The organism is Ruegeria sp. CDSC081 (assembly GCF_059610485.1).
The window spans coordinates 346,034-363,587 of the sequence record NZ_JBXWNS010000003.1 but is presented as its reverse complement, the minus strand read 5'-3'; the positions used below and the strand labels follow the sequence as shown (position 1 = coordinate 363,587).

At 54.8% G+C, this 17,554-nt stretch carries 14 protein-coding genes and 1 tRNA gene; 10 read left to right on the top strand and 5 right to left on the bottom strand.

From position 1 onward, the window contains the following. The first annotated feature begins 4 nt into the window (after positions 1-4). The 5 genes from AC2FH9_RS07245 to AC2FH9_RS07225 all read left to right on the top strand — a co-directional run bounded on the left by AC2FH9_RS07245 (position 5) and on the right by AC2FH9_RS07225 (position 6,184). A complete protein-coding gene (locus AC2FH9_RS07245; protein WP_496871165.1) occupies positions 5-1,531 on the top strand; it encodes a sugar ABC transporter ATP-binding protein in 1,527 nt (508 codons plus the stop codon). Next, complete coding sequence (locus AC2FH9_RS07240; protein WP_142636296.1) at positions 1,528-2,535, top strand: ABC transporter permease; 1,008 nt, start codon at positions 1,528-1,530, stop codon at positions 2,533-2,535. The genes AC2FH9_RS07245 and AC2FH9_RS07240 overlap by 4 nt, the downstream gene beginning before the upstream one ends. A 48-nt stretch (positions 2,536-2,583) precedes the next feature. Further along, on the top strand, positions 2,584-3,528 hold the full coding sequence (locus AC2FH9_RS07235) for an ABC transporter substrate-binding protein (RefSeq protein ID WP_271948847.1): 945 nt from the start codon (positions 2,584-2,586) through the stop codon (positions 3,526-3,528). A gap of 153 nt (positions 3,529-3,681) precedes the next feature. Next, positions 3,682-4,329, top strand: a complete 648-nt coding sequence (locus AC2FH9_RS07230) for a GNAT family N-acetyltransferase (RefSeq protein WP_246097210.1) — start codon at positions 3,682-3,684, stop codon at positions 4,327-4,329. A gap of 85 nt (positions 4,330-4,414) precedes the next feature. Continuing rightward, positions 4,415-6,184, top strand: a complete 1,770-nt coding sequence (locus AC2FH9_RS07225; RefSeq protein ID WP_281286267.1) for an adenylate/guanylate cyclase domain-containing protein — start codon at positions 4,415-4,417, stop codon at positions 6,182-6,184. A 52-nt stretch (positions 6,185-6,236) separates the two neighbouring features. On the opposite strand, the gene AC2FH9_RS07220 is transcribed toward AC2FH9_RS07225, so the two are convergent. The 5 genes from AC2FH9_RS07220 to AC2FH9_RS07200 all read right to left on the bottom strand — a co-directional run bounded on the left by AC2FH9_RS07220 (position 6,237) and on the right by AC2FH9_RS07200 (position 11,308). Then, positions 6,237-6,815 carry a hypothetical protein gene (locus AC2FH9_RS07220; RefSeq protein ID WP_496697019.1) on the bottom strand — a complete coding sequence of 193 codons (579 nt, stop codon included), beginning with the start codon at positions 6,813-6,815 and terminating at the stop codon, positions 6,237-6,239. A 140-nt stretch (positions 6,816-6,955) separates the two neighbouring features. Then, a complete protein-coding gene (locus tag AC2FH9_RS07215; RefSeq protein ID WP_496697021.1) occupies positions 6,956-8,251 on the bottom strand; it encodes a gluzincin family metallopeptidase in 1,296 nt (431 codons plus the stop codon). 43 nt (positions 8,252-8,294) lie between these two features. Further along, complete coding sequence (locus tag AC2FH9_RS07210) at positions 8,295-9,617, bottom strand: TfuA-like protein (protein WP_496871164.1); 1,323 nt, start codon at positions 9,615-9,617, stop codon at positions 8,295-8,297. After that, complete coding sequence (locus tag AC2FH9_RS07205; RefSeq protein WP_496871163.1) at positions 9,614-10,819, bottom strand: YcaO-like family protein; 1,206 nt, start codon at positions 10,817-10,819, stop codon at positions 9,614-9,616. The genes AC2FH9_RS07210 and AC2FH9_RS07205 overlap by 4 nt, the downstream gene beginning before the upstream one ends. A 404-nt stretch (positions 10,820-11,223) precedes the next feature. Continuing rightward, positions 11,224-11,308 (bottom strand) — tRNA-Leu (locus AC2FH9_RS07200). A 741-nt stretch (positions 11,309-12,049) separates the two neighbouring features. Here AC2FH9_RS07200 and AC2FH9_RS07195 point away from each other — a divergent pair. Genes AC2FH9_RS07195 through AC2FH9_RS07175 form a run of 5 tightly spaced genes read left to right on the top strand, consistent with a single transcriptional unit; the run spans position 12,050 to position 17,520 of the window. After that, entirely contained in the window at positions 12,050-12,454 is a 405-nt protein-coding gene (locus tag AC2FH9_RS07195) for a hypothetical protein (RefSeq protein WP_496677113.1), read from the top strand. 2 nt (positions 12,455-12,456) lie between these two features. Then, the gene (locus AC2FH9_RS07190; RefSeq protein ID WP_496749804.1) at positions 12,457-14,469 is read left to right on the top strand and encodes a dynamin family protein; all 2,013 of its coding nucleotides are present in this window, start codon (positions 12,457-12,459) and stop codon (positions 14,467-14,469) included. Positions 14,470-14,477: 8 nt separating this feature from the next. Then, positions 14,478-16,193 carry a dynamin family protein gene (locus AC2FH9_RS07185; RefSeq protein WP_496697029.1) on the top strand — a complete coding sequence of 572 codons (1,716 nt, stop codon included), beginning with the start codon at positions 14,478-14,480 and terminating at the stop codon, positions 16,191-16,193. Between the two features lie 30 nt (positions 16,194-16,223). After that, complete coding sequence (locus AC2FH9_RS07180) at positions 16,224-16,625, top strand: hypothetical protein (protein WP_142636257.1); 402 nt, start codon at positions 16,224-16,226, stop codon at positions 16,623-16,625. A gap of 22 nt (positions 16,626-16,647) precedes the next feature. Continuing rightward, the gene (locus AC2FH9_RS07175) at positions 16,648-17,520 is read left to right on the top strand and encodes a hypothetical protein (protein ID WP_496871162.1); all 873 of its coding nucleotides are present in this window, start codon (positions 16,648-16,650) and stop codon (positions 17,518-17,520) included. Positions 17,521-17,554 lie beyond the last annotated feature (34 nt).

Genomic DNA, 17,554 nt, shown 5'->3' with positions numbered 1-17,554 from the left:
AGAGATGGAAAAACTGGTCGAAATGAAGGGGATCGAAAAGTATTTCCCCGGTGTGCACGCGCTGAAATCCGTGCAGTTCGATCTGTTTTCGGGCGAAATCCACGCGCTTATGGGGGAAAACGGGGCGGGTAAGAGTACGTTGATGAAAATCCTGTCCGGGATCTATCAGCGCGATGGCGGCGACTTGGCCATTCAAGGCAAATCAGCCAGTCCCACATCCCCGCGTGAGGCTCAGAACCTCGGGATCGGGATCATCCATCAGGAACTGAGTCTGATGAATGATCTGACCGTAGCGCAGAACATCTTTATCGGACGCGAGCCCCGGAAACGTTTTGGTCGCCTGGACGAGGCCGCGCTGAACGCTCAAACCGCTGAAATCTTCGGGGCGATGAACCTGAACCTTGATCCCAAAGCGCTGGTCGGCGGGTTGACCATTGCCAAACAGCAGATGGTCGAAATAGCCAAGGCGCTGTCCTATCGCTCCAAGGTTCTGGTCATGGACGAACCGACCGCAGCCCTGAACGATGCCGAGATTGCCGAGCTGTTCGTCATCATCCGCCGCCTGAGGGCCGAAGGGGTGGGGATTGTCTATATCAGCCACAAAATGGACGAGTTGAAACAGATCGCCGACCGCGTGACCGTCATGCGCGACGGCGAATATGTTGGCACTGTTGGTGCCAGCGACACGCCGATCAGCAAGATCATTGCGATGATGGTCGGGCGCGAAGTATCCGAAGACCCTCTGGATGTGCCGGACCTGAGCGATGCCGAGGTTTCTCTGGAAGTCGCAGGACTGTCGCGAGGCACGGATCTGAAAGATGTCAGCTTTTCGGTCCGGAAGGGTGAAATCTTGGGGTTTGCTGGGCTGATGGGGGCAGGGCGGACCGAAGTTGCGCGGGCAATCTTTGGGGCTGACACTATCGATGGCGGTGAAATCCGGGTACATGGGCAGATCGTGTCCATCCGTTCCCCTGTGGATGCCGTGCGTGCCGGGATCGGGTACCTGTCCGAGGATCGCAAGCATTTCGGCCTCGCCACGGGAATGAACGTCCGCGACAATATCGCTCTGGCTTCGATGGATAGGTTTACCAGTGCCACCGGTGTTCTGAACGATAGCGAAATCAGCATTACGGCCAAAGGCTATATCGCCCAGCTTGGCATTCGCACACCCTCGGATGTGCAAGAGGTGCGCCTGTTGTCCGGCGGCAATCAGCAAAAGGTAGTCATCGCAAAATGGCTTTTGCGAGATTGCGACATCCTGATCTTTGACGAACCCACGCGCGGTATTGATGTCGGTGCAAAATCGGAAATCTACAAACTGCTCGAAGAACTGGCCGCGCAGGGAAAGACGATCATCGTGATCTCATCCGAATTGCCGGAAATCATGCGCCTCAGCCACCGAATCGCCGTCATGTGCGAAGGCCGGCTGACCGGAATTCTGCCCGGCGGAAACAACACCACTCAGGAAGACATCATGCATCTGGCCACCCAACGCACGGCGGCGATGCAGGTCACAGGGACAGCAATATGACCACAGCAACGGATATAGACAAGAAAAAGCCCCTGGCGGGCCTGTCGGAAAGCGGCGCGTATCAAAAGCTGCTGGCCTTTGCCAGTCTCATCGCCCTGTTGATCGGCTTTTCGATCGCATCGCCGAACTTCATGCAGACCTCGAACATGATTGCCATTCTGCAGGCAACTTCGGTCAACGGCGTACTGGCCGTTGCCGCAACTCTGGTGATCATCACGGGCGGAATCGACCTGTCGGTTGGCACTTTGATGACCTTCTGCGCCGTGATTGCGGGCGTGGCCCTGACTTATCTCGGCATGCCCCTGCTTTTGGGGGTTGCTGCAGCCATTGCAGCGGGTGCGTTTTGTGGTCTGTGTTCGGGCACATTTGTGGCCAAAATGAAAATCCCGCCGTTCATCGCGACGCTGGGCATGATGCTGATCCTCAAGGGTCTATCGCTGGTTATCTCGGGCACACGACCGATCTATTTCAATGACACGCCGGGCTTCGACCAGATCTCGCGCGGGTCTTTGATCGGAGAAATCATCCCCTCGGTACCTATCCCTAACGGTGTGCTGATCTTGTTTTTGGTCGCGATTGCAGCATCCTATATCCTCAGCCGCACTGTTTTGGGCCGCTATACGTTCGCTTTGGGATCAAACGAAGAGGCGGTCCGCTTGTCGGGTGTCAACACCGACGCCTGGAAGATGCGAATCTACGCGCTGGCCGGGGGAATTTGCGGCATCGGCGGCATCCTGATCGCCTCGCGCCTGAACTCGGCACAACCCGCTTTGGGGCTGGGATACGAACTTGAGGCCATCGCGGCTGTGGTCATTGGCGGAACCTCTCTGTCCGGCGGGCGCGGCACGATCCTGGGAACGCTCATCGGCGCGCTTATCATGGCTGTCCTGACCAATGGGCTGCGCGTTCTGTCTGTCGCGCAGGAATGGCAGACCGTTGTCACTGGCGCGATCATCATTCTGGCCGTCTATGCCGACATGGCGCGGCGCAAAAAGACCGGGTGAACAATTTTTAGAACCAAAGAAGATAACGACCAACTGGAGGAGAATATCATGTTAACACGTCGTTTCGTTCTGGGGGTGCTCAGCGCAGCCACCCTCGCAGCTCCGGCCTCGATGGCCATGGCGGAAGAAATCTATATTCCGCTGGTATCCAAAGGGTTCCAGCACCAATTCTGGCAGGCGGTAAAGCAGGGCGCCGAACAGGCAGCCGAAGAGTTTGACGTCACAATCACATTCGAAGGACCGGACAACGAAACGATGGTCGACCGTCAGATCGACATGCTGGCCGCAGCACTGGCAAACAATCCAAAAGCCATCGGCTTTGCCGCACTCGACAGTCAGGCCGCCATTCCGTTGCTGAAGCAGGCAAATGACAAGGGTATCCCGATCATCGCTTTTGACAGCGGTGTCGACAGTGATATTCCTGTTTCTACTGCCACAACCGACAACCTAGCTGCAGCGGGGCTTGCCGCTGACAAAATGGCCGAAAAGATTGGTGGAAAAGGCAAAGTTGCAGTGGTAGCCCACGACCAGACCAGCCGCACTGGCATTGACCGCCGCGATGGATTTGTGAACCGCATTGCGGAAAAATACCCTGATATCGAGGTTGTCACCGTTCAGTACGGGCAGGGAGACCATCTGAAATCAACCGAGGTGACAAAAGCGATCCTCACTGCAAACCCCGATCTGGATGGTATTTTTGGCACCAATGAAGGTTCTGCCATTGGTGTCGTGAACGGGGTACAGGAATTGGGCACCGAAGGCCTTGTCATCATTGGCTATGACAGCGGCAAAGCCCAAAAAGACGCGATCAAAAGCGGTCTGATGACCGGGGCAATCACCCAGAACCCGGTTGGTATCGGCTATGAAACGGTCAAGGCGGCCGTCGCGGCGATGAAAGGCGAAGAAGTCCCGGCCCTAATCGACACCGGCTTTTACTATTACGATGCTTCCAATATTGACGATCCGAAGATCGCGGCAGTTCTTTACGACTAAGAGCCTGACAGCTTAATACGGACCGGTTCGCCCGATCGGCGGACCGGTTTTTTTGTTTTACTGGGTTGCAACAATCATCTTTTCTGTTTGTGGCGTTTTCATGCTATCCTCTACGGGTTATTTTTTTGATGTTTATTGAAGGTTGAAATTCCGGTGAAAAAAAAGCCCAGCAACAAGACCTATGTCCTGCGTCCCCTGGAAAAATCCGATCTTGAGACAATTCTGCCCTGGTTTCAAAATGTAGAGGATTTAGCCAAATTCGAACGCGTGTCCCGCATCCCTCTTAATCTTGCACAGACAGAGGAAAGCTGGAGCGACATGTTCACCGGCTCAGCCATCGGCCGCAGGTGTTGGTTCGTTGTTGAGAATTCGGCGGGAAAACTGGTCGGCATGAGCGGCCTCGAGGGGATATCGCCGATCAATCGCGATGCTGTCGTTGCGATGTTCGTCGATCATTCGGTGCGCCGCCATGGGGTTGGTATCAGAGCGACGGCTTTGGTCGCCGATTTCGCCTTTCGACAACTGGGGCTGAACCGGCTGACGTCGTATTATAGGGCGGATAATGTCAGCAGCAGAGACTTGGTTGCCAGACTGGGGTGCCAGATCGAGGGGTCGATGCGTCAGGCCTGGTTTGCAGATGGTCAATTTCACGATATGGTTGTGGTCGGGTTGCTGAGCAGCGATTGGTTCGAAAACCGAAATTCACTGGCGAAAGAATTGGGCGGTGAAACCATCGTTAAGCTTGGCAATAATGCCTCGGATTGCTGGTGTTGGCCCCCGCAAGAGACTGGGTCGGACTAAGAGACGTTATTACCAATCATTTCAAATCTTTTTTTGTTATACAAAAGTTAGGGTTCGTTCAGAACTCAGGAATCGAGTACCGCCAGTGAATACAGTTAACCCGAATTCATCAATCACTCAGAAGCTGGGTGCAGTCTTATTTGCAGATGTCGTCGGCTATTCTCGCCTGATGAGTGAGAACGAACTCGACACCTACAACGCATTGAAGACACTTCTATCGCAGATCGAAGCCGCATGCGCCCGTTATCAGGGGCGTGTTGTCGAAGTGCGCGGTGACGGCATCCTGGCCCTGTTTGAAACAGCGACCAGCGCGGTCGAATTTGGTGTTGAGCTGCACCAAATTTCTGCCCAGCACAACGATTCAGGATCAGATCAACAGCAAATCAAGTTTCGCGTTGGCATCCATCTTGGAGAGATCCTGATAGATGAGCGTGGAATTCATGGCGACAACGTCAACATTGCAGCGCGATTGCAAGAAATTGCGGAACCCGAGCGGGTCTATGTCAGCTCTGCGGTGTATGATCAGGTTTGTAACCGGTTGCGGTATGGGTACGAATTTCTTGGTCCGCAGCATCTGAAGAACATTCTTTCGCCGGTTTCAACCTACTGTGTCCGCAGCGAGGTTGCCGGTGCTACTTTGGCGGGCACTATGCGTCCCGACGCTATTGTCGATCTGTTGGAACGCCCGGACACTCCGTCGGTCGCTGTGCTACCGTTCAGCATCAGCGGTGGGGATGAGTCTGACGGCTGGATTGCCGATGGTCTGACCGACGACATCATTCTGAACCTTTCCAAATTCAGAAACCTTTTCGTCATCGCCCGAAACTCATCATTCTTCTTCAGGGCGCAGTCCATGCCACCGAAGGAAGCCGCAAGAAAGCTGAATGTCCGGTATATCGCCCGTGGCAGTGTGCGTCGCTCTTCCAGTCGAATCCGCATTACTGCGGAACTGGTCGATGCAAACACTGAACGCACGATTTGGGGTGAGCGGTTTGATCGAAACATTGACGATATATTTGATATTCTGGACGAGGTGACTGAATGTATCGTCGCGGCCACGGCCGTAATGATCGAATCCCATGAGCGCCAAGTTATGGTTCAGGCCGTTCCTTCAGATCTGGAGGCATATGGCTCTGTCCTGCAGGGGCAGCAGCACATCTTCAAATACACGCGCAACGACAACCGCAAGGCACAGAACTTCTATCAATCTGCGCTGGAACGGGATGGCAACTATGCCCGTGCCGCCGCCGCCTTGTCCCGAACGTTGAATCTGGATTGGCGATACTCGTGGACCGAAGATCCAGGCAGTGCTTTCGAGCAGGCGCTGTCTTTGGCACAGCGGTCGATCGAATTGGACCCAACAGACGCACGGGGATTTGGCGAGCTGGGATTTGTCCACCTGTATCGCAAGGAACATAGTGCGGCGCTACAGTCTTACCAACGTGCTTTGGCTCTCAACCCCAATGATGCAGATATGCATTCGGATTTCGCCGATGCGCTTGCACATTCGGGGGAAAATGAGACTGCCATCACGCATCTGCAACAGGCCATGCGTCTGAACCCGTACTTTCCGGATCAGTATCTCTGGCACCTCGGCGGCGCCTATTACAATCTCAGGCGCTATGAAGATGTTATCGAAACCGTCAACAAGATGAACAATCCGACCGAGGGTCAACGGATGCTGGCCGCCAGCCATGCGCAGCTGGGCAACATGGATATGGCACGTATGATTGCTGAAAAGCACCGCGCCGCACACCCGAACTTTTCTTTGTCACGCTGGGCCAAGGTGCTGCCCGACCGTCTGGAAGACGACACGCAGCACTTTGTCGAAGGGCTGAAAAAAGCGGGATTTTAGAACGGAAAAAGGCGCGATAACCCGCGCCTTCTTTGCTGACTTTGTCCGAAAATCAGTCGCCGCCGCGTACTTTGGCTCCGCTAACCTTGGCGCCACTGACCTTGGCACCGCTGACTTTCGCGCCACTGACCTTGGCACCACTTACTTTGGCACCGCTGACCTTTGCACCGCTGATAGCAGGGCTGTCAAAGCCAAAATAGAGGTCTAGAAGAACCTGTTCGAACTGGCCTGTCGTGACATCCATGCGCATGGTCTGATCGGACTTATCATAGCTCCAGAACTTGATACCGTCAGCGACCTGATAGTCCGCCGCCGCAACACCGCCGATCGAAGGATCCGTGGGCGCGCGCGAGGCCTGGTTAGGTGGCTCGCCCTTTTTGGCGACATCTTGACCATCGCCGTGAACCAGGAAAATCACCGGCTCGGGCAGGTCGTAGTAGGTGCCTTCATAGGCAAACCCGTAAATCTTGGCAAATTTTGCTTCGTCATTTCCTGAACTCGCGAGTTGCTCATCAAGATGTTTGTTGTTGCCTTTGCCTCTGCTTTTCTTTTTCGCAGGGTCGTAATCCAAATCGTCGATAACTCTGCCGTAAATCAACACTTCCGAAAAACTGAGCAAGGATTCCGCCATAAACTCATCTCCCAAATATGGGTTCATCACCCGAACCCCCTTCGATTAAATCCCGAGGATGACCGCATCGGTGTCTCCTCAAAAATCACCCCGCCTCTAAATGCCATAAATCTGCCGAAAAAAAAAGAATTTTGCTGTCATCAGTCTGGAACCTGCGTGCGGACGGAGTGTGCGTGACTGTCTTCATCGGGGTCCGGCAGCCGCGGACCGGCAGTTGCCACCCCGATATCACGCATCCGAAAGTTACCTTCGATGATCCGACGGAAGGCACCCCCGGTAATTTCCTGATCCACCGCCAGCATGGCCTTTTCGACACCGAAATAGCTGAGCATATCGGCATCCAACATGCTCCAGGCGTCGGCCAGATAGGTGCCCAGGAAATCGCGCGCCTCAAGAAGTGCCACGCGGAATCCATCGGGGTTTTCGGCATATCGCTTGTCAAAAATACCCTGCATGACCGCGCTGTAATCGGGTGAATCCTCTAGCTGGTCGGACAGGTCTTCCTCGGCCTGTGTGATAAGGTCATGAACCAACAGGCGCTCATGATAGATGTCCACCAAAATGTCGAACATTGCACCTGTCAGTGGCTCGGAAAGTGCATGTTCACTGGACCATCCGGCAGCGAATTCCGATAGTGACCGGTTGTTTGCGGCCGTCCTGATCTGTGCATTTTCCGAAAGTTCGGCAAAGCGATTCAGTCGGTTGAAGCTGTAGAGATTGCCTTTGGTGTTCTCCAACAGCGCCTCTACCACTGAGCCAAAATGCAAAGAGGCCAGAAGCGCCACCATATCGGCGGCGGATTCATGGAACCCGTAATACTCGCCCGAAACATCTCCGTCGGTGGGCATGCCCACGACGCTGTAAATGATTGAGTGGCCGATTTCATGTGCGACCACGTCGAAATTCAGGCTGTAGGGGCGATATTCGTCCCCGTGTTCGTGGGTGCCCCCGGTTTCAAGGAAACCCCAACCGATATGCGCATTGTCCAGGCTTGGCAGCAGCGACAGTTCCAGCCGGTCAAAATCGCGGGCGAAATGCCATGGGATTGGTCGGTCAAAATAGCCCTGCCAGACGTCCATCGTGAAATGCGCCGAGCCAAACAGATGCGCTGCCTCAAAAGCCGGGTCCGACGGGCCAATATGGATAAAGTTACCGAACTCATCAGGCATTGCAGGGGGATGGATATATCCGTTCCAGGGCGGCAGATACATTCCCGGACCATCCGGTCCGGGCACGATGGCCCCATAGGGTGTAGTCTTTCCGACAGGGTTAACCGTGTACATGCGCGGACCCGATGGACCTGGGCCGATACTGCCCTGCGGGGCCGATATTTCGACTAGCTCAAGCTGTGGGTCCTCTTCCAGAAAAGGGGATTGCGGATACAGCAGAAATCGCGTTCCTGGCTCTTCTTCATCAAGGTGATCTGGTAAGTTCACAATACCCCCCTTTCAGGCCACGCCTCGGATCCGCCTTGGGCGGCTAGTCAACGGTACTATTTAATCCGGCATCCGCGTGACAAAACAAATACTCTGCTTCTATCAAATCAAAAAATGCTTCCCGCCCGGCCAATCCAAGTGAAACTGCATATGATTCAAGATCATCCGGCACTGGTTGGTCAAGCTGTGTTTCAAAATACCACATAACCATAGGTAGGCGCCTGCTTGCGGGACCGCCTCGGGCAGTCAATGATTCAGCTCCCCTTTGTGCCTTGCGATGGGCACGATCCCGCAATTCGGCATAGCTCCCGTCACGGCGCAACTCGCGCAAAAGCGATGACTCAAGGACCGAAGCCCGAGAGGTAATGTGGCCGTGCACCCGAGCGGCATCGGCCAGCATCGCCTCGTATTCCTCGACACTCAGATCATTCTCGTCCAGCCATGCCATCAAAGCGGCGCGGCGCGACAGGCCGGCTTTTTGCCGGTGCGCATCCATTTGTTCCATCAGGGCAGGGCGGTCAGGCTCTTCATCCCGCCGATCAGCCTCTTCCCGCGCCAGCAGAGTCAGCGCGGCCCGTTCACGCAGCCGCGTATACATGTCCGGGTTCAGCCTGACTTCGTCGATAACCGCCTGATCGGCCTTCTGATCGGCATCCACGCGGGCACGCAGCCCTTTCCACATCAGCGTTTCTTCGGTCGGTTGCTGCGTCGCCGGGAAGGGAAGGTCGTTTGCCAGATCTTCGGCCATACGCCCAAGCATCTCAACGGCATCACGCGCTTTTGCATCGACCTTGCCGTTTGGCAGCCAGTCCACAAAACTCTGGATACCAGAAAGCCCGTTCAACGCGTCAATTATGTTGGGCCAACTGCGCTGACGATAGTTCATGCCTTTGGCAATCCGCAGAACCTCTGCGGCACGTTCAGCGACCAACATGCCTAGATTTTGCGCCTCCTCAACCGTTGCTCGGACCGAGACCATGGGCTCGCTCAATGGCAAATAGCCCAATTCTGCTGGGCTGTGCAGGACCGCAACTTCGTCGTCATCCTGCAGGGTTTGGCTGTAGAAATCCTCAAAGATTCGACCCACGCCGATCATACCAAAATCAGCCAACTCTGCCGCGCGCAAAGCACCCATGCTGGCACTGCCATAAACGGGGATTCCCTGATCCATGGCCCAAAGAATCTCTTTGTGCCAGACCGACGGGACGCCCTCAAAAAAGCCGTCTATTATCCCGATCGCACGCGGACGATCACGTGCCACGCGATATACGTCCCCCTGCCGGACCGGGGGCAAGATCACAGGGTCCAAGCATTGGGCCACAACATCGGCAGTCAACGTCGGGCCCACAAAAATAACGACACTCATCCGTATGTTTCCATTACACGCTGCGCGCGTTCCCCGGCGATATAATCGGGGTCGTCATGAGGCGCTTCAAGCCCCGGTATGACAGCTCGGACAACGGCGATCTCATATTCCGGGCGCGATAGATCGACCATGATCACCTGCGAAATACCTACAGTTTCGAGGCGGGTAGTCAGCAAGTTCAAATCCTCTTGGAATGAACCGGTGGCATATGTCGGAGTATTCGAAAAATCCTGCGTCGCGTCCGAGCTGTCAATCTGATTGCGAATATAGGCACATCTTTCGGTCTGCGCCTGGTCAGTAAACTCTTCTGGGTCCAGATCATCACGCGCGCCAGAGATATAGGTGAGGCGGGTTTGTGCCGCTTCGGTCAGGGCCCGCAACAAAGCAATGGCGCGATCTGGATGGCAGCCATCACCGATACCGATGTGGCCGTTCTGCCCGTCCGGCTCGCTGATCGTACAGCGGAAACAGGCGATTCCGATGTCCGAGGTGGTGTCCCAGATGCCCAGGTTCAGGCCCGCCGCCTCAATCATGCTTATTGCGTCCTTGCACCTGTCATCATCGATAGTGTCTGGGTGGATCCGTGCTGGCGCGGACTGAAATTGCCACAGTGTGGTGGCATCGCGTTCGATGAGTTCAAAGATCGCATGGCAACTGGCTTCAAACAGGTTGTTGCCGGATGCCAAACCGTTTGTCGTTCTGGGAAAAGCAACCTGCCCACCCATCGGCAAAGATGTATAATCGGTATCGACCATCTCCATTGGAACCCAACGGGCGCAAGCGGAATTCAAATCCCGACCCTCTACCCACAATCTGTTCGCATCAGGATCAAATCGGCCACCAGTCACCCGAGGTAGCTTATCAACATCCACCAACGGCGCATCGCGCGCTATATCGGTAAATCGTGCCAGACGTTGAGGCGCCGTTACCCGTTCCGCGTGCCAGCTTTCGATCGCTTCCATAACCCCCGACGCTTGCGCGGCCGGGACTGACAATCCTTTGCCGAGCGACACCGAAACCGATCGTGAATTCGGGCGCGCAACCATGACCGTGGGCAATCCGATACGATCCAGGCCGGTTAAGTTCGCTATTCGAGTAATGCCCATTTCACGCAAATAGGGCGTTACGATTTCCAATGTTTGGCTGGGGCTTCGCAGGCGATGAGTATCAAGCACATATTGCTTTTCCGATACGTCAGACATGATGCAACCTTGCCAAAAACAAAAGAAATTGGCCACCAGGCGAAAATACATGCCGGTGACCGGATCAGCTCAGGATGGGGGATGATTTCATATGGGTCAACTCTGCCGCCCATAATTTTCTCAACACGACAATCTACTTGCTGGACAATGATAAGCGCGGGCTGAACCAACTGTGTCCAGCAGCCAGCACCTAGAATCGAATTGCAGCAACGATAATCAAAGGATGTCGCGCTATTTTAACATAATCTTCATTCTGCGGCATTTATTACTAGACCGGAAACCCAAAATGTCTCGAAAAGCTGTCAGAAGCGCGCCTTCTTTCGTGCGAAGGTCTCAGGGCAATCGGGAAAGTTGCTCTATTGAGTCTAATTTATAAAATATAATCAATGCAATACACTGAACTATGGTGCGGGTGGAGGGACTTGAACCCCCACGCCTTGCGGCGCCAGAACCTAAATCTGGTGCGTCTACCAATTTCGCCACACCCGCACGACCAGCAGCAGCTGCCGGAATGCCGCTCAATAGCAAAGCTTTTGAACGAGTGCGAGAGGGAAATTGTAGTTTACACGAAGAATATTGATGCCCGTTTCAGAACAAACCCAACCTCTGCTCAGAGGCACCACACAACCCGAAAACATATGAAAGACCGCACGACCACACCGACCGGAAAGGCCAATGGGCTTGCAGCTGACCAAGCTTTGCCTGACGCCGCCTAAAACAGAAATCTCGTAGACCAGGCAGACCCAAAAAAGACTTTGTGAAACATAGCGTCCTGTTAAAATTCACCATTGATGAACCTGCCAAATTTAAACACCCTCACGTTGTGCCGTGTTGTTGTTGCCTTTCCCGAAAGCGCACTTTGTTTGGGCGATGGATTCTGTCTCATGACAAGATTTTGCCAAATATGGAGCTGACCACATGTATGTAAAACTATAATTTAATAAATAGTTACACCCCATTTGGAGACCAGCTATCAAATTTGGCAGGCTGTGAACATCAGCCGATATGCTCATATTTTTATACGCTTTTTAGTTTAGTAGTGGGCCCGGGCAAGTCCGCAGCCATACTTGCGCCACAATTCAAACGCCAAAAAATCTTATTCGCGTCAAAATAAGACCGCCTTGCCAGTAGTTGATGGGTGGAAAGGAGTTAATGAGTCTTTTGCCTTCGGGCGTCTTACCAGTTCGTTCGCTCAACTCCAGTACAAGGGTCTTTACCGTGACCAACATGATGAACTCTGCATCTGCCGAGCAAGACGCGATTGGTCTTGCACGCGAAAGTTTTCTTGGTGAACTCAAAACCCTGAATCGCGAACACCCGAATACCGGGTTTGGCATCTCGCTGCGTACGCATTCTGGCGGGCATTATTTGCTTGCCAATTCCCGAATGCCCCTGCCCGAGGTCAAATCCCAGGGTTTCCCAACAGGGCGCAGTGTTGCGTGCCTGGAAAATAGCGACTGCTTCAGCTCGATCGAAGTGCTGGCCGATGCCCGCGCATATGAATCGATCACACCAAGCGCCGAAGCCGCAATTTTGGGCAACGCCCTGAACCTGATCGCCCGGATTGATACGCTGACCAGCGCACCACACGGGCAGATCGAACCTCATATCGCCGCTACAGGAACCGGAGGCTAACCATGGCGCGTAACGATCATCTTTTGTCTGTTGGAAACGAAGCGCTGACCCCAATGACTTCGGCCATGTCGGCATTGACGACACAGATTGACCAACTGACAGAGGTGGCGGACGCGCGCTCCTCGGCACGTCTTGCGACGCTCAAGACACGCATGGAGAATTTTACTGCCAGCGTCACGCTGGTCGGTCAGGTCAAGGCGGGAAAATCTTCGCTTGTGAACATTCTGTCCGCACGCCCTGCCCTGCTGCCTTCGGATGTGAACCCCTGGACCTCTGTGGTTACCACGCTGAACATCAACACCAGAACCCAGGGTGATACAAAATCCCGGTTCACTTTCTTCGAACAAGAGGAATGGGACAATCTGATGGTTGGCGGCGGCCGGCTGGGAGAGCTGGCCAATCGGGCCGGCGCCGACGATGAAATGGACGATATCCGCCGTCAGATCGGCGAAATGAAAGCTAAGTCCGAGGAACGACTGGGTAAGCATTTCGACCTGATTCTGGGGCAAAGCCATCAATACGACTATTTCGATGAGGAACTGATCCAAAGGTATGTGTGTCTGGGTGATGAAGACGACCCGGACATCAACCCCAAGACCGGTCGTTTTGCGGATGTGACAAAGTCGGCTGAGCTGTACATGGACATCCCCCAGTACCCGATTTCCCTCAAGCTGTGCGACACACCGGGTGTAAACGATACATTTATGGTGCGTGAACAGATCACCCTGCGCAGCCTGCGCGGGTCCGAAGTCTGCATTGTGGTTCTGGCAGCCAGTCAGGCTCTGACCACAATGGACATGGCGCTGATGCGGATCATCGCTCAGTTCGAAAATCGTCAGATCATCCTGTTTGTTAACCGAATTGACGAACTTGCAGATCCGGTCACCCAGGTTCCTGAGATTCGGGATCGGATTCTGGACACACTGAAACAGAACAATATCGACACCAAGGCAAGTGTCGTGTTCGGCAGCGCCCTGTGGGCCGAGGCCGCGATAACTGGCAATCCCGATATTCTGTCCGAGGAATCCCGGAAAGCCCTTAACACGTTCTATCTGGCGGCCGGGTTTGGCGATCAGGCCCCGTCACTGGACAAGATTTGGGCGTTGTCCGGTTTGCCCGACCTATTGCTGGCGATGAATGAACGCATTGCCGAAGGCGCAGGAACTCGACTTCTGGACCGTGTACGCCACCGGGCGCGCAACATCGCCAGTCAGATCCGGGCGACCGCCGTGGCCAAAAAACTATCCGACAGCGAAGGGATCGTGCGAGAGCTGAACGGGGTAGCACCTGAAGAGGCCGTGGCCGAGGTCAACGCAGAATATGAAAAGAAGGCCGCTGAGCTTACTGCTTCCTTGCGCGCGAAAGTGCTTGAGCGTCTGAACTCGGCCGAAGCCAACTTTGTTAAACGTGCCACCGATTCTCTGATCGCGCATCTTGAGCAAAATGGCGAGCAAGGAACGTGGCAATACGATCCTGCCGGGCTGCGGACCTTGCAAAAAGCGGCCTATTTTAGCTTTGCCCGGTCGATGCGCAAAGAAGTTGGTGCGTTGTATTCAGCGGCAGCCGCTGACATCGAAGCGTTGTATCAAAGCTTGCTGGGCAACCATCTGGGAGAGTTCAGCATCGAGGCACCAATCGTCCCGCGGGTACCACCTCCACTGGGTATCGGACGCACGATTGCCCTGGACTTGCAAAGCACATGGTGGCGCCGCTGGTGGCAACGCCGCAATGGTTTCGAGGCCTATGCGGCGGATTATACGCGCCTGATCACATCAGAGGCGAATTCGATCACCAAGGATATCGAAGAAAACCAGATTGCAGCAGTTCTTGAAAATGTCCGCGCCGCCCTTTCCGACTTTATGCGCGAGCAAAAGGAGACTCTGTTGAACATTTCGGCCTCGGCCGAAAAGGACCCCGGTCGCAGTGCAGCGCTGATGGAGGGGCTGGCCCCTCAGAAATCCCGCGACGATATCCTCGGCGATATCCTGAAAGATCTTAGTAACGAGGCAGCATAAGTAGCGATATGGCAAAAGATTCACAAACCCGCTTCGTCTCTTCAAAAGCATGGGACCGCATTGAGAAATGGTCCCGCAGGAAACCTGTTTTCGCACTTATGGGGGAATTCAGCGCCGGCAAATCAACCTTGATGAACTTTCTGCTGCGCTCGGAGGCACTGCCTACACAGGTTACAGCCACACAGCTGCCACCAGTTTGGTTCAGTTGGGGTAGAAGGTCGGCCTATGTACAACGCCCTGACGGAACTCGCGAAAACATTGACCTGGACCAGCTGGAACAAGTCGGGGTGAATGATGCCCAGTTTATTCGCATATTTCTGGAATCCGACATTCTTGAAGCCGTCGACCTGATCGACACTCCGGGTATTTCCGACCCCAAGATTTCTACTGATGTCTGGCGACGGGCTGTCGGTCAGGCAAATGGCGTTATTTGGTGTACGCACGCCACGCAGGCATGGCGCGAAACGGAACGGGCAACCTGGGTTTCCCTGCCCGAACGGTTGCAACACAATTCATTGCTGCTGGTCACACGTGCAGACGTTTTGGATGTCAAGGATCGCCAAAAGGTCCTTCGTCGTGTGAACCGCGAAGCAGGTCACCTGTTCAACCGTTCGATCCTGTTTTCAGCCCGTGATGCCATCATGGCCCGCGACAAAAGCGGGGACGCCGAATTGTGGACCCGCAGTGGCGGTGGCAAGATGGTCGACAGCTTCCTGGAAATCACAGAACTGATCATGGACAGCCGCGCTCATCAGCTGGCGCGTTATCAAATTGACACCAGCTTGTCCGATGCTCCTCAGGTACACCCGCTGCGCCCGCGGCGCAATTTCTCGAATGTACAGGGAACCGCTCCGCTGAAGCTGGTAAATCCGCTGCATGAGGGAACAGAGCCCGAGGTGGTGACACAATTCCCCGTGCGCCCTGCCCGGGTCGAACTGCGCCCTGATGAGGTTGAACGTGCCCCGCGCATTGACCCACAAGAGGCCGAACGTCTGCGCGCCGACATGACCTCGGGCGCCGAGATCGTAAAAGAAGAAAAAGAAGACGAATTGCGGGCGTTCTTCCGGGAGACCACTCCCGAGGACTCGGACGTTGCCGATCTGTCCGTTGCTCCTACCGAGGATGATGAAACAGACCCACAGGCCGTATCCGTCATTGATGAAACTGACTTTGTGGAAGTTCAGCCACTTTCTGCGGAAGTCGAAGTTGCTGAAGAAGAAAACCTGTTCAGTGACGAAGACGAAGCTGACACATTCATGGCCTCTTTGGAGGACCAGCTTACAGATGTTCCGGAGCCCGAAGAGACCACTCAGGCAGAGCCGGAAGAAACCCCGGTCGAACTTTCCGTATCCTCGATCACAGCGTTGATGGCTGAACAATCGGATGATGCCGAGGATGAGTTCGAACCAGAGCCGGAAACCAATGGCCTGGTGAACACTCAGGTTGTCGCCCTGCCAGAGAGCAGACCGGAAATCGCGGGCTCGTTTGAAGACATTGTGAACGTGTCCGTCGACACCCCGCTTAGCGCGGCGGCGATGTGGCGCGAGGTCACGGATGGCGAAGACATGCCCACCAACCCAGAAGCGTTGAAGAAGGTATTTCAAGCATTTCTTGAGGAGTTTGACCAAATCACGGCCGAACACAATGCGCGAAAATCAGATAACGCGGTAAGGCCCATGGCCAATACCTCTGAAGACACGGGTGTTGAACGACATGTACTTTAGCGGTGAGAAACCTAGGAGACAGGGCAACTGATGTCTATCGAAACAGCATTAAACGATGCGATGGCGACCATACCCGACTGCATAGCAGCCGGGTATGTCGACATGAAGACAGGTATGTTGCTAGGCACCCATGTCACAGACTCGGAAAGTGCCGAAGCGTTGGACACTCTGGCCATAGCGGTGGCCAACCTTTTTCAGGGGCGCGGTGTGATCGCGTTTGAGAATCTGCTGCGTTCGACCGACGCCGACGATACGGAAAATCCTGGGTTTGGCGAAATCGCAGTGTTTTCAAAGGATCGGCTGAATATCTTCCTGCGGACCCCGGACTACCCGGACCATGTGGTCTGCTACATCTGTCGCGACAGTGCCAATGTGGGGCTGGCACTTACTAAATCGCACATAAGCCTGGGGCCGGTTACGGCCGCTGTATAACGGGACCAGAGGGGGTCACGGCATGATGGATACTGACATACTGGACATGCTCGAAGACATCGGGCGGTTGTCGGTCGCCCGTTTGAATCCGACGGTTACATTAGCGGCTGAGACGACTGAGATTCGTCGTGAAAAGATCCTGCGTACAATTCGCGGAACCATTTTGCCGCGTCGGCTGGAATTTACCGCGGCCAATGGCGATTGTCTGGCAATGGAGGTCAACAGCTCGCGGGTAACTGATGTTTTCCGGGTCCGCTCGGGCATGATACCGGATTTTGAAACTACTCCGCGTGAAGAGCTTGCGACCCGCTTGGCCGAATTGGTGTCCGATATTGCAGCAGCCCCTGCCCCGTTGGAGCTGCTTTCTCTGCAACCCGACACGGCGCTTGAGGTCGATGATGTCGGTGTGACTTTCAGCGAGATTGCAAAGGCTTGCGGCACTATCGAGCTGCCGCCCGAGACGGTCGTTTCTTTGGTTCCCGACACGCCTGCCCTGCAAGAAACAGATATTCCAGCGCCCGCCACCGGGGCGACAGCCGGAACCATTGCCAGCGCGTTTTTTGACGGCGCTGAACGGTTCGCATTGGGACGCGCCGAAGTCACCTTGGACGGTGCAGCCATCTCGCGGCTCGAAGGAGTATGCGACGTCGGGCAACCCATGCACGCCGATCAGGATCTGCTTCGTCAGTTTGCACAGGATCTTGTTGGGTGGGACGGTGACGCCGCCACCGCGCTGGATCATCCTCAGCTGATTGTAATGCGGCCTTCAGGGGGCAAAGGGGATGCGCTTGCAGTTCTGCATGACGGGTCACAATTTGCGCTGGCCATTCATGAAGCGCGCAAACTGGGTGCCGTCGTAAACCTTTGGAAATCAGTTACGGGACCGGAAAAATGATCCGGTGCCAACAGTTCAATTTTTCAACGAATTC